The organism is Mesorhizobium caraganae (genome assembly GCF_016836705.1).
Lineage (GTDB): Bacteria > Pseudomonadota > Alphaproteobacteria > Rhizobiales > Rhizobiaceae > Mesorhizobium > Mesorhizobium caraganae.
Map to the genome: position 1 here is coordinate 27,412 of NZ_JAFCGY010000032.1, position 18,693 is coordinate 46,104.

Consider the following 18,693-nt stretch of genomic DNA (forward strand, 5'->3'; position numbering starts at 1 on the left):
ATGTCGATACCGATACAGACTGCCGAACACGATCAGTCGTTCCGATTGCGTTCCGTGCGCCTGAGCGATCTTGCTGCTTTGGCCCATCCGACTCGTCTTGCTGCACGTCTTGATCCGGCGTTGTCCGCTGCGACATTGGTGCAGTTGCAGAAGAGTCCCAGGCTGCAGCCAAGACTGGCAGAATTGCTGCTTGACAATGAAAGGGCTTCGAACGGAAGCGGCTGGGGGCCGGATCTTCTGCGCGGACATGATCCGCGTCGGGCCGCTCTCCTTGCCGGTAGTATCTGGCATGCCCGTTCGCTGCTGAAGCTTGTTACAAAGCCTCACCTCACCGTGCTTATTGGACATATCGGCGCTGATGCCCACGCGTTTGGCATCCGACATCTGGCGCATGCCATCGCAAACAGCTTGATCGCTGATCCGGAAAAACTCGCCCAGCAAATTGAACACGATGGACATGCCTGCCTTGGTGCTTGGCTCAATGACAGTCCAGCGCTTGAACGTAGCCGCGTGCTTCTACGGTTGCCTGTCGGAACCCCCGCCGAGACTCCAGCGCCCGAACACAGTAATGCCTCGGGCCGGTTGTTTTCGCTTGTCGTAGCCCATTTTGAGACGGAGATCCCCGTGTGACAACCGATGTTTCCGCAGCGCCCGTCGCGCCGCAGATGCGCCCGGTGGGGCCACTGATACCGGCGAGTGAGCTCGAGGTCTGGCACAGCGCCGCAGAAGCGCGTGATGCAGCAGAACGGCATCAGCAGCAGGTTCGCAGCTGGGTACGCGCCGCTTATCAGCGTGAGCGGGCGCGCGGCCATACCGAGGGCTTGAATGCAGGCGCCGAGGAAATGGCACGGTTGATTGCACGGGCAGTCTCCGAAGTGGCGCGACGAAAGGCGGTTCTGGAGCAGGAATTGCCACAGCTCGTGATAGAGATCCTAAGCGATCTTCTGGGCGCTTTCGATCCGGGCGAGCTGTTGGTGAGGGCTGTTCGTCACGCGATTGAGCGCAAATATAGCGGCGCGGAAGTTTGCCTTCATGTGTGTCCCACGCAAGTCGATATGCTCGCGCGCGAGTTTGCTGGTTGCGACGGACGGGAGGGGCGGCCGAGGGTTCAGATTGATCCGGATCCGACGTTGTCGCCGCAACAGTGCGTGCTGTGGAGCGAGTATGGCAATGTCGATCTTGGACTTGATGCACAGATGCGCGCGCTGCGCCTCGGCTTTGCGTCGCATCCTGAAGAAGGCGAACTGTGACCACGCCGGTACCACAGCATAATAAAGTGGCTGGCAGCCGGGCTTCCGATCCGGCGATCTCGTCTTTGAGGTCTGCAGCACAGCAAATCGACACGCGTGCCGTGCGCGGACGGATTACGCGCGCTGCCGGTACACTTGTCCATGCCATCTTGCCAGATACTCGGATTGGGGAACTTTGTCTGCTGCAGGATACGCGAACCGGGCTGGCGCTCGAAGCCGAGGTGATCGGCTTGTTGGACAATGGCGTGTTGCTCACGCCGATCGGTGACCTGGTGGGCCTGTCCAGTCGCGCAGAAGTCGTGTCGACTGGACGAATGCGTGAAGTGCCAGTCGGCCCTGATTTGCTTGGCCGTGTGATTGACAGCCGTTGCCGCCCACTCGACGGCAAAGGCGAAGTCAAAACCGCCGAAACTCGCCCGTTGCACGGCAGGGCGCCCAATCCAATGACAAGGCGCATGGTTGAGCTGCCATTCCCGCTCGGGGTTCGTGCCCTGGATGGTCTCCTCACGTGCGGCGAGGGCCAGCGGATCGGGATTTATGGCGAGCCTGGTTGTGGCAAGTCGACGTTGTTGTCGCAGATCGTAAAAGGTGCCGCCGCCGACGTTGTCATAGTCGCGCTGATAGGCGAGCGTGGACGTGAAGTTCGTGAATTCATTGAGCGGCATCTTGGGGAGGTGGGCCTCCGCCGTACGGTCGTTGTCGTTGAAACCTCCGACCGCTCGGCAGTGGAGCGGGCGCAATGTGCTCCTATGGCGACCGCGCTCGCGGAATACTTTCGCGAACAAGGGCTACGCGTCGCACTCATGTTGGACTCGCTCACGCGCTTCTGCCGCGCCATGCGCGAAATAGGTCTTGCTGCGGGTGAGCCGCCGACCCGGCGGGGCTTTCCTCCTTCCGTTTTTGCCATGCTGCCAGGCCTGCTGGAACGCGCCGGCATGGGTGAGCGCGGCTCAATCACGGCTTTCTATACTGTACTTGTCGAAGGTGATGGCACAGGCGATCCTATCGCCGAGGAATCGCGCGGCATTCTCGACGGCCATGTCGTCCTCTCACGCGCTATCGCGGCGCGATCGCATTTCCCCGCGATCGATGTGCTGCAGAGTCGCAGCCGCGTAATGGATGCGGTCGTTTCTGGGACACATCGCAAGGCAGCATCCTTCTTCCGTGATCTCCTCTCGCGCTATGCAGAGTCCGAGTTTTTGATCAACGTCGGCGAATACAAGCAAGGCGGCGATCCCCTCACTGACCGGGCTGTCGCATCGATTGGCGAGTTGAGGGAGTTTTTGCGCCAGAGCGAAGACGAGGCGTCAGATTTTGAGGAAACGGTCGCATGGATGTCGCGTTTGACGGGGTGAATCGTGTTCACGCTTCGAGGTTACGGCTTCTGAAGGAAATGCAAGAGCGCAGCGCCCTGAGGGAGCTGTCAAAGAAGGAAGGTCAGCGCCGCATGGCCACCCTAGCCGTACAGAATGCATTCCAGGGGCTTGCAATCGCACGGCAACAGCGCGCAAGGGCGGAAGCTCAACTCTACCAAGAACTGATGTCGCTCGACACCTTGGCTATCGCAGCACTCGACCATCACCACCTTCACATTGAGCGGCTTGCGGCTGAGGTCACCTTCAAAAGCCAGATGCTTGATGATGCGCGCATCGCTCAAGAAAAGGCCGAGACATCGGCATCTGAGACCAGGGCCCTATGGGTCAGACGTTCGGCCGCAAGGCGCAAATGGCAACAAATCGAGGACGACGTCCGGCGCGCCGTCGATATGCATTCGGAGGCCGCAGGCGAAATTGAGGCCGACGACGAGATATCGCTTCGGTATGGGAGGCTTTCGCTCGCCCAGATGTCGCGCAACCAGATCCGATAAGCGCAGGTTCTCTGGGTGACGCGATCGTGCAGTTTAGAGCCCGCTTTGGTAACCACTGTGGTCAGACCCGCTATATTCGAACCAGTGCTAACACTGTCTCACGTGGTGGTCTCGTGGCTCAATGATATAGCGGCTTACCGCAGGCCGTTTCAGAGCCGGATCGGCGACAAGACGTTATCGGTGCGGATGGAAGGGCTTGTCTGGCAGCAGGAACCTTCTGCCATTCCGATGCTTGACTGCATTTGGCGCGTAGGAGCTGAAACGATCGTCTTGTCGCTGTCGCGACGGCTTTTAGAGGCGCTCGTCTCGACAGTGCAGAGCGGCCTTGCTTTCCCTTCCGAGCCAACTGCTTCGCTCATTCTCCAACTTGCATTCGAGCCGCTTATCGCTCGACTGGAGGATCAGATGCAGCGGAACGTGCAACTCCTCCATGTCCGTGAAGCCATGACATTGGCTCCTCATCTCGAATTGGATATCGTCTTCGGCCCAGTCAATGGCAAGGGTCGTCTGTTCCTGTTCTCGCCTCTTGATGGCTTGGTGCCGTCTGCCTTCCGCGCGTTAGGCGAACTGCTTGGCCAGCTGCCGCGACAGCCGCGCGAGCTATTCCCAGAGCTCCCGGTCACAGTGGCAGGAGAGATCGGCACGCTTCGCGTTCCAGCGGCGCTTCTTCGCAAAGCATGTGTCGGGGATGCTCTGTTGCCAGACATATCGCCGTTCGGCCGCGGCCAGATCACCCTGTCCGTGGGCCAGTTATGGGCCGGGGCAGATCTTGAGGGCGACCACCTAATCCTGCGGGGGCCTTTCCGCCCACGATCGTGCCCCTTGGAGAATGCGCATATGACACAACCCGAATCGCAACCAGGGCCGTCGGAAGCCGATCTCGATGATGTTGAGATCGTGCTTGTCTTTGAGTGCGGCCGCTGGCCTATCCCTCTAGGGGAGCTGAGGAGTGCCGGGGAAGGCCATGTTTTCGAACTTGGTCGGCCGATTGACGGTCCGGTCGACATACTTGCCAATGGTCGGCGTATCGGTCGTGGCGACATCGTGCGCATCGGAGATGAGCTGGGCATCAGACTCCGCGGCAGGTTGGCATCCAATGACTGAGGTTCAGCCGGCAATCCTGTCGCTTCTTGCGGTTACCGCCGGACTCGGTCTGCTGGTTTTAGCGGTCGTCACAACCACGGCGTTTGTAAAGGTATCAGTTGTTCTATTCCTCGTCCGCAATGCGCTCGGCACCCAGACGATTCCACCGAACATAGTACTGTACGCCGCGGCATTGATCCTCACCATGTTCGTTAGCGCGCCCGTTGTTGAACAGACCTATGATCGGATGACGGATCCGAAGCTCCGTTATCAGACACTCGATGACTGGGTAAGCGCTGCCAAAGCGGGAGGTGAGCCCTTGCGCGATCATCTCAAGATATTCACAAACGAAGAGCAGCGGCGATTTTTCCTCTCCTCGACCGAAAAAGTCTGGCCAGAGGAAATGCGCGCCAGAGCCACACCTGATGATTTTGCCATTCTCGTACCATCTTTTCTAATTTCAGAACTCAAGCGTGCCTTCGAAATAGGCTTTCTTCTCTATCTTCCCTTTATCGTCATCGATCTTATCGTAACGACAATTTTGATGGCGATGGGTATGTCGATGGTATCCCCAACAGTCATATCTGTCCCTTTCAAGCTCTTTTTGTTCGTCGCTATTGATGGTTGGTCGAGATTGATGCACGGACTTGTATTGAGTTACACCACACCGGGAGGTTGATCATTACCCAATCCAGTATTGTCACTCTTATGAGCCAGTCGTTGGTGGTTTTCATGATCTGGATTCTGCCACCGCTCATTGCATCGGTGATTGTTGGCCTAGGCATTGGCATCGTCCAGGCGGCAACGCAGATCCAGGATGAAAGCTTGCCCCTCACCGTGAAGCTTCTGGTCGTTGTGGCGGTGATTGGCCTGTTTGCCCCTGTGCTGAGCGCCCCGCTCATAAGGCTGGCCGACCAAGTCTTTACGGAGTTTCCCGCAATGACACCTAGCTATTAGCTTCCACCATGTATGCGTCATCGGCCGAGATTCAAATCCTGATCCATGCGGCTATCGAACTCGTCGTTGCCGCCGGCCTTGGCGCGGGCCGCGCGATGGGCATTATGATGGTTCTTCCTGTGTTTACACGGGCACAGATCGGCGGGCTGATCCGCAGCTGCCTGGCTGTTGCCTTCGGACTACCATGCTTGGCACACGTCAGTGACGGGTTGCAGGCGCTGGATCCTGAAACACGTCTGATCCAGGTAACTCTGCTCGGATTGAAGGAGGTTTTTGTCGGCCTGCTACTTGGCACTTTTCTCGGCATCCCGTTATGGAGCCTTCAGGCGGCCGGCGAGTTTGTCGACAACCAACGCGGCATCACCAGCCCGTCTGCTCCGTCCGACCCCGCGACGAACAGTCAGGCTTCCGCTATGGGGGTTTTTCTCGGGATCACTGCAATTACGATCTTCGTCGCATCAGGAGGCCTGGAGGCTATGATCAGCGCCCTTTATGGCAGCTTCCAGATCTGGCCCGTGTATCGGTTTCACCCCACATTGACCACGCAAGGAGCCACGGAGTTATTAAGGCTCCTCGATCACATCATGCGCACGACATTGTTGGTCTCCGGGCCTGTAGTGTCCTTCCTGGTGCTGGTTGACATGTCAATGATGATACTGCGGCGCTTTGCGCCCCAATTCAAGTCGAGCCAACTGTCCCCGACGATCAAGAATATCGGCTTTCCGATTATCATGATTACCTACACTGCCTATCTCATCGAGGGGATGAACCTGGAGATCACACAAGCGAATGGCGCGCTTGAGTGGTTCGACAAGCTGCTGAAATGAGCGACACGAGTGAAGAGAAGACACGCGCCGCCACCCCGAAGAAGCTAAGCGAAGCGCGCAAAAAAGGGCAGATTCCACGCAGCGCCGATTTCGTCCGCGCGGTCGCCACTTGCGCTGGGCTCGGCTACATTTGGCTAAGAGGGAGCGTGATCCTAGACAAATGCCACGAAGCGCTACTATTAACCGGCAATCTGCAGAATCTGCCCTTCAATGTCGCGGTCCGGCAGGCACTGGTCCTGCTGACAGAACTCTCACTGGAAACTGTTGGCCCGCTGCTTGGAACTCTCGTCGCCGCGGTAATTTTGGCCGGATTAATAGTCAATGGTGGATTTGTCTTCTCTCTAGAGCCGATGAAACTCAACTTTGAGAAAATTGACCCCTTTCAAGGGCTGAAGCGCATGGCGTCTGCGCGTTCTGCAGTGGAGGTTGGGAAGACGCTGTTTAAGGTATTGGTCCTCAGCACAACCTTTCTCCTCTTCCTTCTCGGCACATGGAAGACGATGGTCTATCTGCCGGTCTGTGGCATGGGCTGTATCGGCTTCGTCTTTACGGAGGCGAAACTGCTGATGGCAATCGGCGCCGGTGCACTTCTGGTCGGCGGACTGATCGATATCCTGTTGCAGCGTGCATTGTTTCTGCGCGAAATGCGCATGACTAAGACCGAAGTGACGCGCGAGTTGAAGGAACAGCAAGGTACGCCGGAGTTGAAGCGTCAACGACGCCGCCTCCGCGACGAGTCTGCTGGCGAGCCTCCGCTTGGGGTGCACCGCGCCACGTTGATCTTCAAAGGGAGGGCGATACTGGTCGGTCTGCGATACGTTCGTAGCGAGATCGGGGTGCCGGTCTTGGTTTGCCGCGCCGAGGGCGAGGCTGCTTCAGACAGGTTAAATGAGGCGCGGGCGCTACGTCTCCACATTGTCGATGATCACGTGCTTACGCATCAGCTCATCAGCACAACGAAGCTGGGCGACGCCGTTCCTACGCAACATTTCGAGCCTGTCGCGAAAGCACTTTTCGCCGCAGGCTTAGTATAGCTGTGGAGCCTTCTGTGGTTGCCGCCCGTATTGCAAGAGGCTTCTGCCCTTTTCGACGCGTGATCGAGCGTGGTCTTCTGTCAGGCCCTCATGTGCGGCTGAGCCACTCGGCGACCTGGCCGACTGCTCGCAAGGATCATCAACTGCCACCCGAACGGCCAGATCGGCAACCCCCTGCCCTGGGCGCACATCAGGAGCAGGACCTCAAGACCGTGGCCTGAAAACTTTGCGACGAAAGGTCCAATCATCGAAGGCGACAACGCAGCGTGTCGGTAGGCGAGCCGCCATTAGCCTTATCGGCGTGTCATTGCTGGCAGGCAGCATCGGCCGCTTTTGCGGTGTCGCCGGTTTCCGGCCGGAGCTCCAAACCAGATTATGAACCTGCGTTCCGGATCGGGAAGTCCGGCGGGATCGCTCGGCGACAATGTTGGCCTGGAAACGTTCAACCATCATGCGCTGGCGGCAAAAAAGTGCAGACAAATCGCGAGGGTGTGAGCAAAGCTCAATCGTCCCCACAGGGCAGGTCCGCAACCTCCTTGCGCACCGGCTATGGATGCGGTTAGACGAGCTTATTTTGACCGAACCGAGTCAAGCTCACGTAAGGAAAGGGGTCACTGGTCAACTGCCAAAGGGACTATTGCTCCAGGAAATACAATTTCGCGCCTGCTCTTCTTGCGGGAATGTGTTGTTGTCGGTCGGCGGATTGTGGCGGTACTCGATGGATCGGGATGAGCGCCACTGGATGACATGGTCCACGACACTTAGCGTGCCGCCGGCAAGCCGCCCTTCCCGGCTTGCCGGAAGTCTCCTTCGACCTGTTGTAGTGTGCTCTCGGCATTCGCTCGCGTCGGCACAGCAATCGATTCCCCACTGCATACCCTTCTAGAACGATCCCGATCTTCGCCCCGGCCGAATAATGCGAGCGGCTCGCTCGGCGGATTTCCTTTGATGTCCTTCTCCAGTGGCGCTTCCCTGTCCCGGATTTCTGTCTTATCTTCCCTTCTTCAGGGCTACGATGAACCAGAAATCCTCCATTCGCACTCGAGCCAATTCGGTCCAATCAGCACTGACGCTGGACAGTCGCTGAGGACGGCCTCGACTGTGGCGGAGTTCGCTGTCGGTTATTCTGCCATCCCCACGACATTCGCGGTGCTGCGGTCCGCGGTCGCCTCGCCGCGAAGATAGACGTGCAGCGCCTCAACGCAGGGATCCACGTTCTTTTTATCTTTTTCGTGGGGCGGGACGACCGTGACATCGGCTTGTGTATAAAGCGGCTTGCGCTCGCTCATTAGTTGGGTGATTTCCTGATCCGGGTTAGGGCCTTGCAGCAGCGGGCGGTTGGTATCGTTCCTGAGGCGACGTTGGACTATGTCCAGGCTGGTATCGAGCCAGAGCGAGACCGCTTTCTCGCCGACGAGGCGCCGGGTCTGCTTATGCATGAACGAGCCTCCACCAGTCGCGATCACCGCGGGCCCTTGCTCGAGCACACGCGCAATTACCTTCGCCTCGAGCTCCCTGAAATGGTTCTCGCCATGGTCGACGAAAATCTGCGATATCGATTTGCCGGCCTCTTTTTTGATTTTTTGGTCGGTATCGATGAAGCGCAGGCCCAGTCGCTTGGCGATGGCTGAGCCAATGGTGGATTTTCCGGCGCCTGGCATGCCGACGAGCACGATCGGCCGCACGTCGAGGGCCTCGACAATCTCTCTTGCCTCCGGTGACCTGGCGATCTCGGGCATTCTTGATTGTTCGACAGCTCGCAATCCAAATGCCGCGGAGGCGCCACCCCTACGATCCCCTTCGGCTCCCCAGTGAGCTATGCTCAGGACGTCATCGGGGATCTCAATCTCCGTGCAGACCTCTCTCGTCCGCTGCACCAGTTCCTCGGCCTTAGCTTGCTCCAAAGCATCCCCGCTCGCTTGCCGCCGCAGCCTGTCGAGGATTTTATAAGTGTCGTGATTGGCAAGCTTGGCCCTGTAGCTGCTTGGCGTGTGGAACTCCACCTCGAAGCGATAAGCTTCCGGCGTGGTGAGCACTGTCTTGATGCCGATGAAAGTCGGACTGCGCATTCTGAACCAGTTGGTTGTCTGGCGTTCGGCGTAGCCCCGCTCCTCGAAGGCCAGCATGGCTTTCTTGAAGGCTCGTGTAAAATCCTTGTCAGAGACTTCGAAGACATGGCGTACAGCATTGCTGATGAGCTGTGGAGCGCTGCCGGGCGGGATGCTCATGCCGGTGAACTGATCTGTCATGGAGGCATGCGATTTCAAGCGGTGATCCAGATGGGGCATCTTCACCTGGATGTCCGTCTTTCCGAGGCTTGCGGCAACGCCGAGTGCCGCCTCGGTGATTTTCGTCTCTTCGGCCCTAGCGCGGTCAGCCTCATTTTGGGCGCGCTCTGAGGCCTCCTCGCGGGTCAGTGTGATCATGTCAGCATCCTCGGCGGCGGGCCGGAGGCCGGAGGGTTTGGGCAAAATGCCCCGCTCCGCAGCGAGTTTGATCGAGGTCTCCATGATTGAAGCCGCCAGCGTGGGGTTGTCCCTCAGATCCTCCAAGGTCGCATCGACATCAAACCTTCCCTGGGCGAGGGTCGCCGCCACGCCCTTGACGTAGGGCACGGACTTCAAACCCGGTGTCGCATGCAGCAGCCGCTGAAGGTTCTGGCTCTTCTTGAAAAAGAGGTTGGCGCCAGTATCGGATTTGTAGGCGTCGGTGCCGACCTTGATGCCAAGGCTCAGCAAGTTGGTTGCGCTTTGTACGAGGTCGTCCGGATTGTAACCATCCGGGCGAGGGTCGATGCGAGGAGGATAGTGGTCGAGCAAAACCTGGATGCGGTCTCGTGGCTGAGGCGTTGCCGGATAGGTCTCCACCAGATCCGCAAAAAGCTCGCAGAGCCTTGCGCTGAGGGTCGGGTTTGCGGCGTTCGCGCTTTCGATTGTTTCGGGCCGGAGTTGCTCATTCGGCTTCATTGCCCATGCCGCAAGGTCGGCGAGGAGCAACTCGGCCATTTCGCGAGCAACCGGATGTTTGGCGACCTCGATCTCGTGCCTCGCTTTCGCAAACGTGTTCTGGATCTCCTGGCTACTCACCTCTTCCTGGCCCAACAGCTGACGGATCTCTCGCCTGAGCTCGTGGTGAACGCCCTCGTAGGTGCCAAAGACGGCACGCTCGGCAAACCAGCGTTGTGCTTCATGGGATTGAGCCAGAAAGTTTCGCTGCAGGCAGCTATAGGTTTCCAGGACATCCTGCGTGGCGGCGAGGATCTGGCGGGCACGACCGAACTGGTAATTGTCGCCCTCAAGCGCCGGGGTATGCGACTTTGGCGGCTTCAGCGACGGACGTCCGAGAGCTTGCTCCTTATGATCGAACTGGCGCACATGCTCATAAAGCTGGGGCCGGTCCCCGACGATGACAACGGTGTCCCCGTCGAAGTCGCCGTCAAGCTTTTTCTGCTCACCGGTCGGGACGGCAACCAACGAGCCAGGGGCGAACACCTCGGTCGCCTGCAGGATGCCGAGGCAGTCGAGCGGCGTGTCCACCTTGACGCGGTCCTTGCTCGAGGTCCAGCTCGAATGGCACTTGACGTCCTCGGCAGACATGACCAGTCCACGGTCGGCGTAGGCGGCCGGCCACATCTTATCCGGGACAACGATCAGAATGCCTTTGGCAAAAAAAGCCGGATCGTCGCTCGCCAATTCTTCCCCCGACTTCTGGGCGACATTAAAACTGTATTGGATGGCTGTGCAGTTATCGAGAAACACAGCGGTCGGATCCCCATCAACTGCTGCCTTGACTCGTTGGGCGGCAAACGGGCGCAGGTTCGGCTTGTCATAGGGGGATCGCCCGACCAGCACGCCGCTCGTCCCCAACGTGTCGCTCTTGAGCGTCGGCACATGGAGACACTCATCACTGGACGGTACGGCAACAGCGCCGGGACCGTCGATGTGTCCGGCCGTCACGGTGCGAAACAACTCTTCAGACGTCAAACCTCGCCCTTGTCTGCTCTCAAGCCAGGTTTTGGCCTTCTCATGCGCCTCATCGGCCACCGGCTCGCTGCGGGGATAGTGTTGCAGCGCTGATGCGGGAACGGACGTTCTTCTTCCCTCAGCAAAAGCAGGCATCCGATCAGGGCCTTCCTGCCGGCCGGCCCGGCGAACAGCTGTCATACGGTTGGCCAGCGAGGCCTTGATGAAGCCGCAGCCGTCATGCGGTCGCAAGGCAATCGGGCCTTCCGGCCCAGTCAGCTTGAAGGGATGCTCCTGGTTGGCAGGGCGATCCGGCAGCAGCGACAGTTTGAAGGTGCCCTCCAGCGCGTAGTCGTGAACCCCCAGGCCCTTGATTGCCGGCGGCGCGGCAAAACCCCTGCGCTGAGTGTAATAATAAGCCTCCTTGAAAGGGGCCCAGGCACGCGATAGCTGCTCGAAGGCAGTGCCCGGTGCGGTTTCGGCATATGGAATCGCCAGCAGCTTCCCCCCGGAAGACTCTGCCCCCACCATACCTGGAACGCGGGCGGCGACCTGTGAAACGGGCTTTTTCGGCGGCTTCAACTTGCTTCCGCCGAACAGGTCCATGCGGTATGGCACACCCTCGACGGTGACCGTGCGTGCCAGCATGAAAGCGCTCGGCTTTCCTGGCAGTTGCACCGCGACGACGGGCAAAACCCCCGAGGTCAGGCGATGAAAAATCGAATAGCGTGTCTCGGGCTCCGTGGCCACTGGCCGGCCTTGCATGTCCACCACCTGCAACTGCATCAGTCCCGCCTCACCCTGCGGCGGTCTGGGCTCATGGTCCATGGCTCGCAACACTTGATGGACGTCGAAGACGGACGCCGGATGCTGGGCCTGGACCGTCGCTGCATTCTGCGCCACGAACGTGTCCAGCGCATCGACCGGTGTCTCCGCCGCGATCTCCGCGATCAGGTTCCAGCTCATGTTGGAAAGGTCGCCTTCGACGAGGCCGCCCGTTTTGTCCAAAATCTCCTTGGTCTTGAACTGCAGCTCTTCCTGCCTCACCCGCAAATCGGACTTCTTGCCCTCGACATACGGTCGCCTGAACATTGTCGCCAGAACCGCACGGGCCTTGAGCGTTTGATAGATCGACAAGGCGGGACAACGGCTCGAGCACGGCCCACGGGTCCGCTCGGCATCGCCTGCTTTGAGATGCCCCTCGATCTTGTGCTCGATGATCGGTTGAATGTCGTTGAGCAAGTTTAGAGCCTGCCTCCGGTGCCAGCGCAAGTCCTTGCGCGGGCTGCGCGCCAGCGGCAGCAGGGCGACGCACAGATTGCCCATGATTTCGAGGTTGTTCTCAGCGGCAAAACCAGGGGTATGATGCAGTTCGGTCAACCGGTCTAACCCCGTGCGTGCGAGCAAACCGAGATCGTCAAACAATTGAGCCTTAGCCAGCGCCTTGAAAAACATGGCGATGTTCAGCACCTGGGCCTGCTCCAGACGATCACTGGCATAGTGAAGGTAGTGGGCCAGATCGTGCAGCCGATTCTTCAGCAGAGCGGTCTCTATGATCTCTCCGGTGCCCTCTCCCCTCGTGACACCTCGCCCCAGAGCATTGGCGATCATGCTGAGCTGAGTTGTGGTGAACGCTCCGAATCGCACGTCTCCCGAGCCGAGTTTGCCCGCCATGTCGATTATCGCCCCATGGCACGCCGCCTCTTCCGGCCACTTGCTAAACCCGTTCATCAAGTTCGCCAGTCCCTGCGGAGTAAAATCTGAGAGCCGGTTGTCACGGCGAGAGACCTCGTTGGCGATCGCGACTGTGGCTTGGCGAGTGTCCTGCTCTTGCAGCCACTTGCTGAAACCGTTCACCATGCTCGCCAGACCCTGCGGAGTGAAATCAGACAGCCGATCGGCGCGAAGCACCTCATCGGCGATTACAACGGTGGCCTGACGTGAGTTCTCCTCTCGTGGCCACTTGCTAAAGCCGTTCACCAGATTCGCTAAGTGCTGAGAGGTAAAATCGGGGAGCCGGTCGGCGCGATGAAGCACCTCACCGGCGATCACAGCGGTGGCGTGACGTGAGTTCTGCTCTTGTGGCCACTTGCTGAAACCGTTCACCAGGTTCGCTAGCGCCTGCGGATCAAACCCAGATAGCCGGTCGGCGCGGCGACAGAGCTCACCGGCGATCGCCAGCGTGGCGTCGCCACAGCGCGTCTCGTCAGGCCACTTGCTGAAACCATTCACCAGGTTCGCCAGACCCTGCGGATCAAACCCAGATAGCCGGTCGGCGCGGCGACAGAGCTCACCGGCGATCGCCAGTGTGGCGTCGCCACAGCGCGTCTCGTCAGGCCACTTGCTGAAACCATTCACCAGGTTCGCTAGCGCCTGCGGATCAAACCCAGACAGCCGGTCGGCTCGGCGACGGACCTCGTCGGCGATTTCAACTATAACGCTGTGGCCGTCTGTCCTTTCTGGCCATCTGCTGAAGCCGTTCACCAGGCTCGACAAGTGCTGGGGAGTAAAACTGGAGAGCCGGTCCGCTCGGCCGGCGCGGCGACGAACCTCGCCGGCGATTGCAAGTATAGCGTCGTTGCACTTCGCCCCCTCGGGCCACCTGCTGAAGCCGTTCACCAGGTTCGCCAAGTGCTGGGGAGTAAAACTGGAGAGCCGGTCGCCGCGGTGATGGACCTCGTCGGCGATTGCAACTATAGCGTCTCGGCAGTCCTGCGGCCACTTGCTAAAGCCGTTCACCAGGTTCGCCAACGCCTGTGGATCAAAACCAGAGAGCCAGACATCGCGGCGGCCCGCGCGGTGATGGACCTCGTCGGCGATTGCAACTATAGCGTCTCGGCAGTCCTGCGGCCACTTGCTAAAGCCGTTCACCAGGTTCGCCAACGCCTGTGGATCAAAATCAGAGAGCCAGACATCGCGGCGACCCGCGCGGTGACGGACCTCGCTAGCGATTGCCTTTATAGCACCGCGACACTCCGCTTCTTCCGGCCACTTGCTCAAACCGTTCACCACGGTAGCCAGGTTCTGCGGGCCAAAGTCGGAGAGCCAGACATCGCGGCGGTCAGCGCGGTGACGGATCTCGCTGGCGATTGCCCTTATTGCACCGCGACACTCCGCCTCTTCCGGCCACTTGCTCAAACCGTTCACAACGTTAGCTAGGTTTTGCGGACCAAAATCAGAGAGCCCGGGAGGGCGACGGCGAATCTCGGCGGCAACTGCTATTGTGGCCTCACGAGAGTTCTCCTGTTGCGGCCACTTGCTGAAACCGTTGACCAGCAGGGCGAGACTTTGACTGTTGAGCTCCGAAAGCGCTCCGCGGCGCTCACGAAAAAACTTGGCGATTCTAATCATTCCATTGCGACATTCCGCCACCCTGGGATAGCGACTGAACGACAATACGAACAGCGAAAGCGTTTTGCTTTCGACATCGTTTAGCGCATTGCCGAGCCTCGACACCTGAGCTGCCATGGCCCTGCAAGCTTCCATGCCTGCCTGACCACCAGGCTCCCGGCTCATCGCGTTGCATGAGGTGGCATACCCCCAGGTATTGCGGGCGCGGATATCTTGTTCCCATCTTGGGACAAATTCGCGTTTGAACTCGGAAGCGGCCCTTTGCAGGAATGTTGCGTGATGCGCTCGACCCTGCAGCTTCCTGTCATACTCCACCACAGCGCATGAGAATCTAGTGATGTCGCGAGCGAAAGAAATGTCATGCAAAGCGTTATTAATTAGGTTTTCCGAGTATGCTTCGTTGAAGCTCTGTGCGGCTACCTGGTCGAAACGCCGCCTTCCCGGTCCTGCACCCGGGTCGGACTCGGGTTGCCTATGGGGTAGCAGCGTATCTGGTTGCGAGCTTCTGGGTCCTTGATGGCCGAGCCAGGGTTTGCCATCAGAACCCAAAGAGGTTTCTTCTCGAGCTGGCGGTCCACCCTTCGGCACTGAGGGAAAACCGCGCCGCGGCGCAGTGACTTCACCTGGCGCAGCGCCCAAGATTCGATGTGTGCCAAGGGAGGGTCCGGAAGATTTGTCGCCAAGGGCATCATCGGCACCGCGCGCAATGTGAGCGGAGGACGTTTCTTGAGGCCCAGAGTGCATCCGCTCCACGACGGAATCGAACGATTGGCTGCCTTTCCCAGGGACAAGACTTGGTTCCGAGTTCACAGCCTTCGCCAGTTTCTGGGCCTCGGATAACAACACCTTGAGCCGGGCTGTTTTGTCGTCCACTTCAATCACTTGCGCAGGCGTGAGTAGGACGCGTCGACGAGGCTCCTCCAACGCGGCCAGACAGGCCTGCATCTCGGTGGCCTGCGTTTGCAGGCGCTTGACCACGGTGTCCACGGTGTGGTCGGCGTCCTCGGGTTTCATCTGGCGCGCTTGCGAGACGGTCCTTTGCTGACCAGCCAGATCGAACTGCAAAAGTTCGTCCAACCGCTCCAGTCGTGGCGTCAGGACCCCCATGGACGGCGGGGCCTGGCAGATTGCCAAGTCTGCCGCCGCCGCCGCACTCGCGTGCGCCTCCTTCGCGCTCACGAGCTTCTTCCCTAGATCCGGGCGCACCAGAACCTTGGCTGCAGGCGCCGTGTCGCCGACGCCCGCAGCGACTTGCGGTTCCGGCCGCCCCGTGGCCGAACTCCCGGCGCCAGCGGCCGGCTTGCTCTTGCCTTTTCCCTTTCTGCTGCGCGTTGCAGTGCCTTCGGCCACTGCAGCCTTGCCGGCAGTGTCGGCCGGCATCGCAGCGCTAGCGTCGGCCGGCGGTGCAATGGTGGCTTGCGGCTTCGGCTGCAGTGCCAGGAGGTGCATGACCTCGTCCGCAGTGATCCACGCGCCCTCCACGATCTGGCCCAATAGTTCCAATGGGAGGCCTGTTCGGTCATCGCTAAGCTTGGCAAGGATGTCGTGCATCGCCGACGCAAATCCCGAAAGCCGCTCCATGACACCTTCCAGAACGGCGCAGTGCTCTGCGTCGAGTGGGCGTCCTTTGCTGTTCAGAACAGCGTCGGACGTCGAGTTGAATGCCGGAAAGACGTCGCCGATGAAGGTTCCCAGCAGACGCACTTGCCCGTTCTCACCCATGAGGATTTCCCTCACGGGTGCTTCGAACGTGCTCGCGTGCGGCTCAATCTTGACCTGCGCGAGAGCGACCCGCGATTGCAGCTGCATAACCTTCGTATTCAGTGCCCAGCCGGTGTGCAGCCGCAGCGCGGCCTCTTCGTCCTGCCGCATCTCGGCAGTTGCACTTGGCAAATTGGCAGTGGCGGCACAGACCGACCGCATTCGTTCGCAGCGACGTGCCTTCTTTTCCCACCACTGCGTGCAGGCCACATAGTGCTTCGCCACACTGGAAGCCACTCGGCTCAGCTGGTCGGGGGTAGCTTTGGATTGCATCCCGTTGAGCACGGCGGTCGCACTCTTCCTGCGCCCTTCCAAGTTGTAGAGAGTCGCGGTGGCCAGTTCGTTGCATTGGTTCGCCGCATCGAGCGCCTCGTCGCGGAGTCCACGCGCCCGATCGTCGGACAGAATGCTCCGCGCCACAGCCGGGGGCAGGCTCGCGTAATAGTCCAGAACTGTTGAGCCTGCATTGACGAGCCGATCGATCAGCTCCTGCGCCTCCTCCGAGTTCTGGGCTTGCAAGGCCGCGTTTCGGCAAGCGTCAAGTCCCTCAAGCAGTCCGTCCATTTGTCGCTTTGTTGCGTTGATTTCTTCGCCTGACAGGGAAATGGCGCCTGCCACACCCGAAGTTGGCGGCGGGCTGGCGACCGGCGCCGTGGCTTCACCCTCCGACATAGAGGGAAAACCGCGCCGCCGCGCAGTGCCTGCACGTGGGGCAGCGGCTGCGCGTATCGCAGGGTCCAGGAGCCGCTGTGGGCCAACGGAGAGGCCGGAAAACCTGTCGCCAAGGGCATCATCGGCACCGGGCGCAGTTTGAGCGGAGGACGACCCTCTATCTTGAGGCCCAGAGCGCATCCGCTCCACGACGGAATCGAACGATTGACTGCCTTCCGCAAGGGCAAGACTTGATTCCGGGCGCAAACTGCTCGATCCCCACGTGCTGTCCGCTCCAGCATTCCCAACGCGCGATTTGCGAGATCGGCCAATCCCCGTCATATTCCATCTCCGATACAGGCGAGAATGCGCTACCTAAGTGTTGTCGGCCATCCAAAGGCGCTGGGTCGTCGAGCGCTCCCTGGCCTAGATGAACCGCAACCGCCGCCTCTCTTCGCGGTCGCTTCGATTCCGGCGTGGCCTTCTGCCTGATGTCCACGCTCTCATAACGAGCGTGAGCTTTCGAGAAGCTGACGACTTTCACAAGCATGGCAATGATCCAGTGGAAACCGCGTTTATTTTCCCCGAAGCTGCGTCGGTGGCCCGCTGAAGAAAAGTTGGCATCGAAGGCGGGACGGCACATGCGCGCTCAGGCGGACGGGTCACTGACCGGCAGCTTCAGGCCTATTGATATCGCGGTCGCGCAGGCTTGGACGCGCCGGGAGCGTAGGACGACCGAATGGAAGAGCCAGGTGATGCGGACGCATTAGCGCCGAACGTTGGCGGCCGACGCACCGATCGCGGACGTCTACTATTCGGCACAAACAGGCGCCGCGTGCGTGCACTCGGTGACCGAGACTGAGCTGAAAACAGGAGTACGGCCACACAGCACCGCTGACAATTCCGTTGGAGACCGGTGACGTGTAAACGGGACCCCGCAGGCGGCCGGGCGATAGATCACAGGCTGACAAACGCTGTCTCCTTCGCGCCAGCCTAGGCGACACTACAATTCAAGATCACGACAGCTGATCCGGTGCCTGCAGTAGAACGCACCGCCCCACCCCACCTCGCGGCGAAAATGATGCCTGGGAAGAAATCTGCCTCAACAGGAAGAGGCCAGATCGCCGCAACCGTGATTTGCGACAGCGCCGTTCTTGCTGAGACTCGTCAGCTTGTCGAAAGCTGGCGGCTATAGCTTGAGGGTGTCGATGCCTACACGGCATCGTCGCCCGTCGACGGAATTGACGATTAACGGAGGACCTGATGGTCGCAGCAATTGGGAGTGGAGTTGGCAGCATCGATGTTTCATTGGCTCGTACAGGGGGTCATGGACATTCGAATGGACAGCCGCCGCACCAATCCGGCGGGCCTTCTGGTCATAACAGGCCGGTTCGCGGGAGCGATCGGGCGGATAGTCCGACCATCTCTGGGGACGGCTCGCAAGCTGCAACTCAAAGCGAAGCCTTCCAAGCAGCTCTCAGTTCCGTTGCGCTCACCATTATGAGTGATGTCATGGCTGATGCCGAGGACGCTATGGCAGAAACGGAAGAGGATACCTGACGCTGGATGGTCCTCGTCAGGACGTGGCGTGTCGTTTGACGGCACAATTCGACAGAAAGGGAAACAATATGGCCAATATCCTAAGTGGCTTTGGTAACATTGGAACCGTTGCTAGTATGGCTGGCACCGCTGCTTCGGTTGCTGGGACCGCAGCTGCCCGAGGCGCTGGGGCTGCTGCGTTCGACGAGCAAATCAAGGATCTAGCGGCGGTTAGCGCGGAGGCTACGGCTAGGAGTATGCAGCTGCGCACTGTTTCGATGGAACTCCAGACAATCAAGAAGGCGGCCGACGAACGCGTTCAGTAACGTCGAAAGCGGGACTCTAGAGCCTCGATCGCGCTGGCGCGATGTAGAACCGAAACGAGCCGCATGGCAATTGCCATGCGGCTTC

At 59.6% G+C, this 18,693-nt stretch carries 10 protein-coding genes; 9 read left to right on the plus strand and 1 reads right to left on the minus strand.

Annotated elements, in window-relative coordinates; translation table 11 throughout:
* The 9 genes from JQK88_RS30040 to JQK88_RS30080 all read left to right on the plus strand — a co-directional run bounded on the left by JQK88_RS30040 (position 1) and on the right by JQK88_RS30080 (position 7,018).
* Complete coding sequence (locus JQK88_RS30040) at positions 1 to 630, plus strand: nodulation protein NolU (RefSeq protein WP_203280345.1); 630 nt, start codon at positions 1 to 3, stop codon at positions 628 to 630.
* Positions 627 to 1,250: a type III secretion system stator protein SctL gene (gene sctL / locus JQK88_RS30045; protein WP_203280346.1), complete on the plus strand. Its 624-nt coding sequence runs from the start codon at positions 627 to 629 to the stop codon at positions 1,248 to 1,250. The genes JQK88_RS30040 and sctL overlap by 4 nt, the downstream gene beginning before the upstream one ends.
* Positions 1,247 to 2,605, plus strand: coding sequence for a type III secretion system ATPase SctN (gene sctN, locus JQK88_RS30050; protein ID WP_312037357.1), 1,359 nt, complete (start codon positions 1,247 to 1,249; stop codon positions 2,603 to 2,605). Before sctL ends, sctN begins: the two co-directional genes overlap by 4 nt.
* Positions 2,581 to 3,117, plus strand: coding sequence for a hypothetical protein (locus tag JQK88_RS30055; protein WP_203280347.1), 537 nt, complete (start codon positions 2,581 to 2,583; stop codon positions 3,115 to 3,117). Before sctN ends, JQK88_RS30055 begins: the two co-directional genes overlap by 25 nt.
* Before the next feature lie 84 nt (positions 3,118 to 3,201).
* Positions 3,202 to 4,221 (plus strand): type III secretion system cytoplasmic ring protein SctQ, encoded by a 1,020-nt coding sequence (gene sctQ / locus JQK88_RS30060; RefSeq protein WP_312037358.1) that lies wholly within the window; start codon positions 3,202 to 3,204, stop codon positions 4,219 to 4,221.
* The gene (gene sctR, locus JQK88_RS30065) at positions 4,214 to 4,879 is read left to right on the plus strand and encodes a type III secretion system export apparatus subunit SctR (protein ID WP_203280349.1); all 666 of its coding nucleotides are present in this window, start codon (positions 4,214 to 4,216) and stop codon (positions 4,877 to 4,879) included. The genes sctQ and sctR overlap by 8 nt, the downstream gene beginning before the upstream one ends.
* Before the next feature lie 29 nt (positions 4,880 to 4,908).
* Complete coding sequence (locus tag JQK88_RS30070) at positions 4,909 to 5,157, plus strand: EscS/YscS/HrcS family type III secretion system export apparatus protein (RefSeq protein ID WP_203280350.1); 249 nt, start codon at positions 4,909 to 4,911, stop codon at positions 5,155 to 5,157.
* 8 nt (positions 5,158 to 5,165) lie between these two features.
* Positions 5,166 to 5,984 carry a type III secretion system export apparatus subunit SctT gene (gene sctT / locus JQK88_RS30075; RefSeq protein WP_203280351.1) on the plus strand — a complete coding sequence of 273 codons (819 nt, stop codon included), beginning with the start codon at positions 5,166 to 5,168 and terminating at the stop codon, positions 5,982 to 5,984.
* Positions 5,981 to 7,018, plus strand: coding sequence for an EscU/YscU/HrcU family type III secretion system export apparatus switch protein (locus tag JQK88_RS30080; RefSeq protein WP_203280352.1), 1,038 nt, complete (start codon positions 5,981 to 5,983; stop codon positions 7,016 to 7,018). Before sctT ends, JQK88_RS30080 begins: the two co-directional genes overlap by 4 nt.
* A 1,121-nt stretch (positions 7,019 to 8,139) precedes the next feature.
* Here the strand turns inward: JQK88_RS30080 and JQK88_RS30085 are convergent.
* Entirely contained in the window at positions 8,140 to 17,085 is an 8,946-nt protein-coding gene (locus tag JQK88_RS30085; RefSeq protein WP_203280353.1) for a shikimate kinase, read from the minus strand.
* Between the last annotated feature and the right edge of the window lie 1,608 nt (positions 17,086 to 18,693).

Excerpts from the sequence above, each read along its gene's own strand:
- JQK88_RS30040 (WP_203280345.1), top strand. The coding sequence starts at position 1 with ATGTCGATACCGATACAGACTGCCGAACACGATCAGTCGTTCCGATTG.
- JQK88_RS30055 (WP_203280347.1), top strand. The coding sequence starts at position 2,581 with ATGGATGTCGCGTTTGACGGGGTGAATCGTGTTCACGCTTCGAGGTTA.
- sctR (WP_203280349.1), top strand. The coding sequence starts at position 4,214 with ATGACTGAGGTTCAGCCGGCAATCCTGTCGCTTCTTGCGGTTACCGCC.
- JQK88_RS30070 (WP_203280350.1), top strand. The coding sequence starts at position 4,909 with ATGAGCCAGTCGTTGGTGGTTTTCATGATCTGGATTCTGCCACCGCTC.
- sctT (WP_203280351.1), top strand. The coding sequence starts at position 5,166 with ATGTATGCGTCATCGGCCGAGATTCAAATCCTGATCCATGCGGCTATC.
- JQK88_RS30080 (WP_203280352.1), top strand. The coding sequence starts at position 5,981 with ATGAGCGACACGAGTGAAGAGAAGACACGCGCCGCCACCCCGAAGAAG.
- JQK88_RS30085 (WP_203280353.1), bottom strand. The coding sequence starts at position 17,085 with ATGACGGGGATTGGCCGATCTCGCAAATCGCGCGTTGGGAATGCTGGA.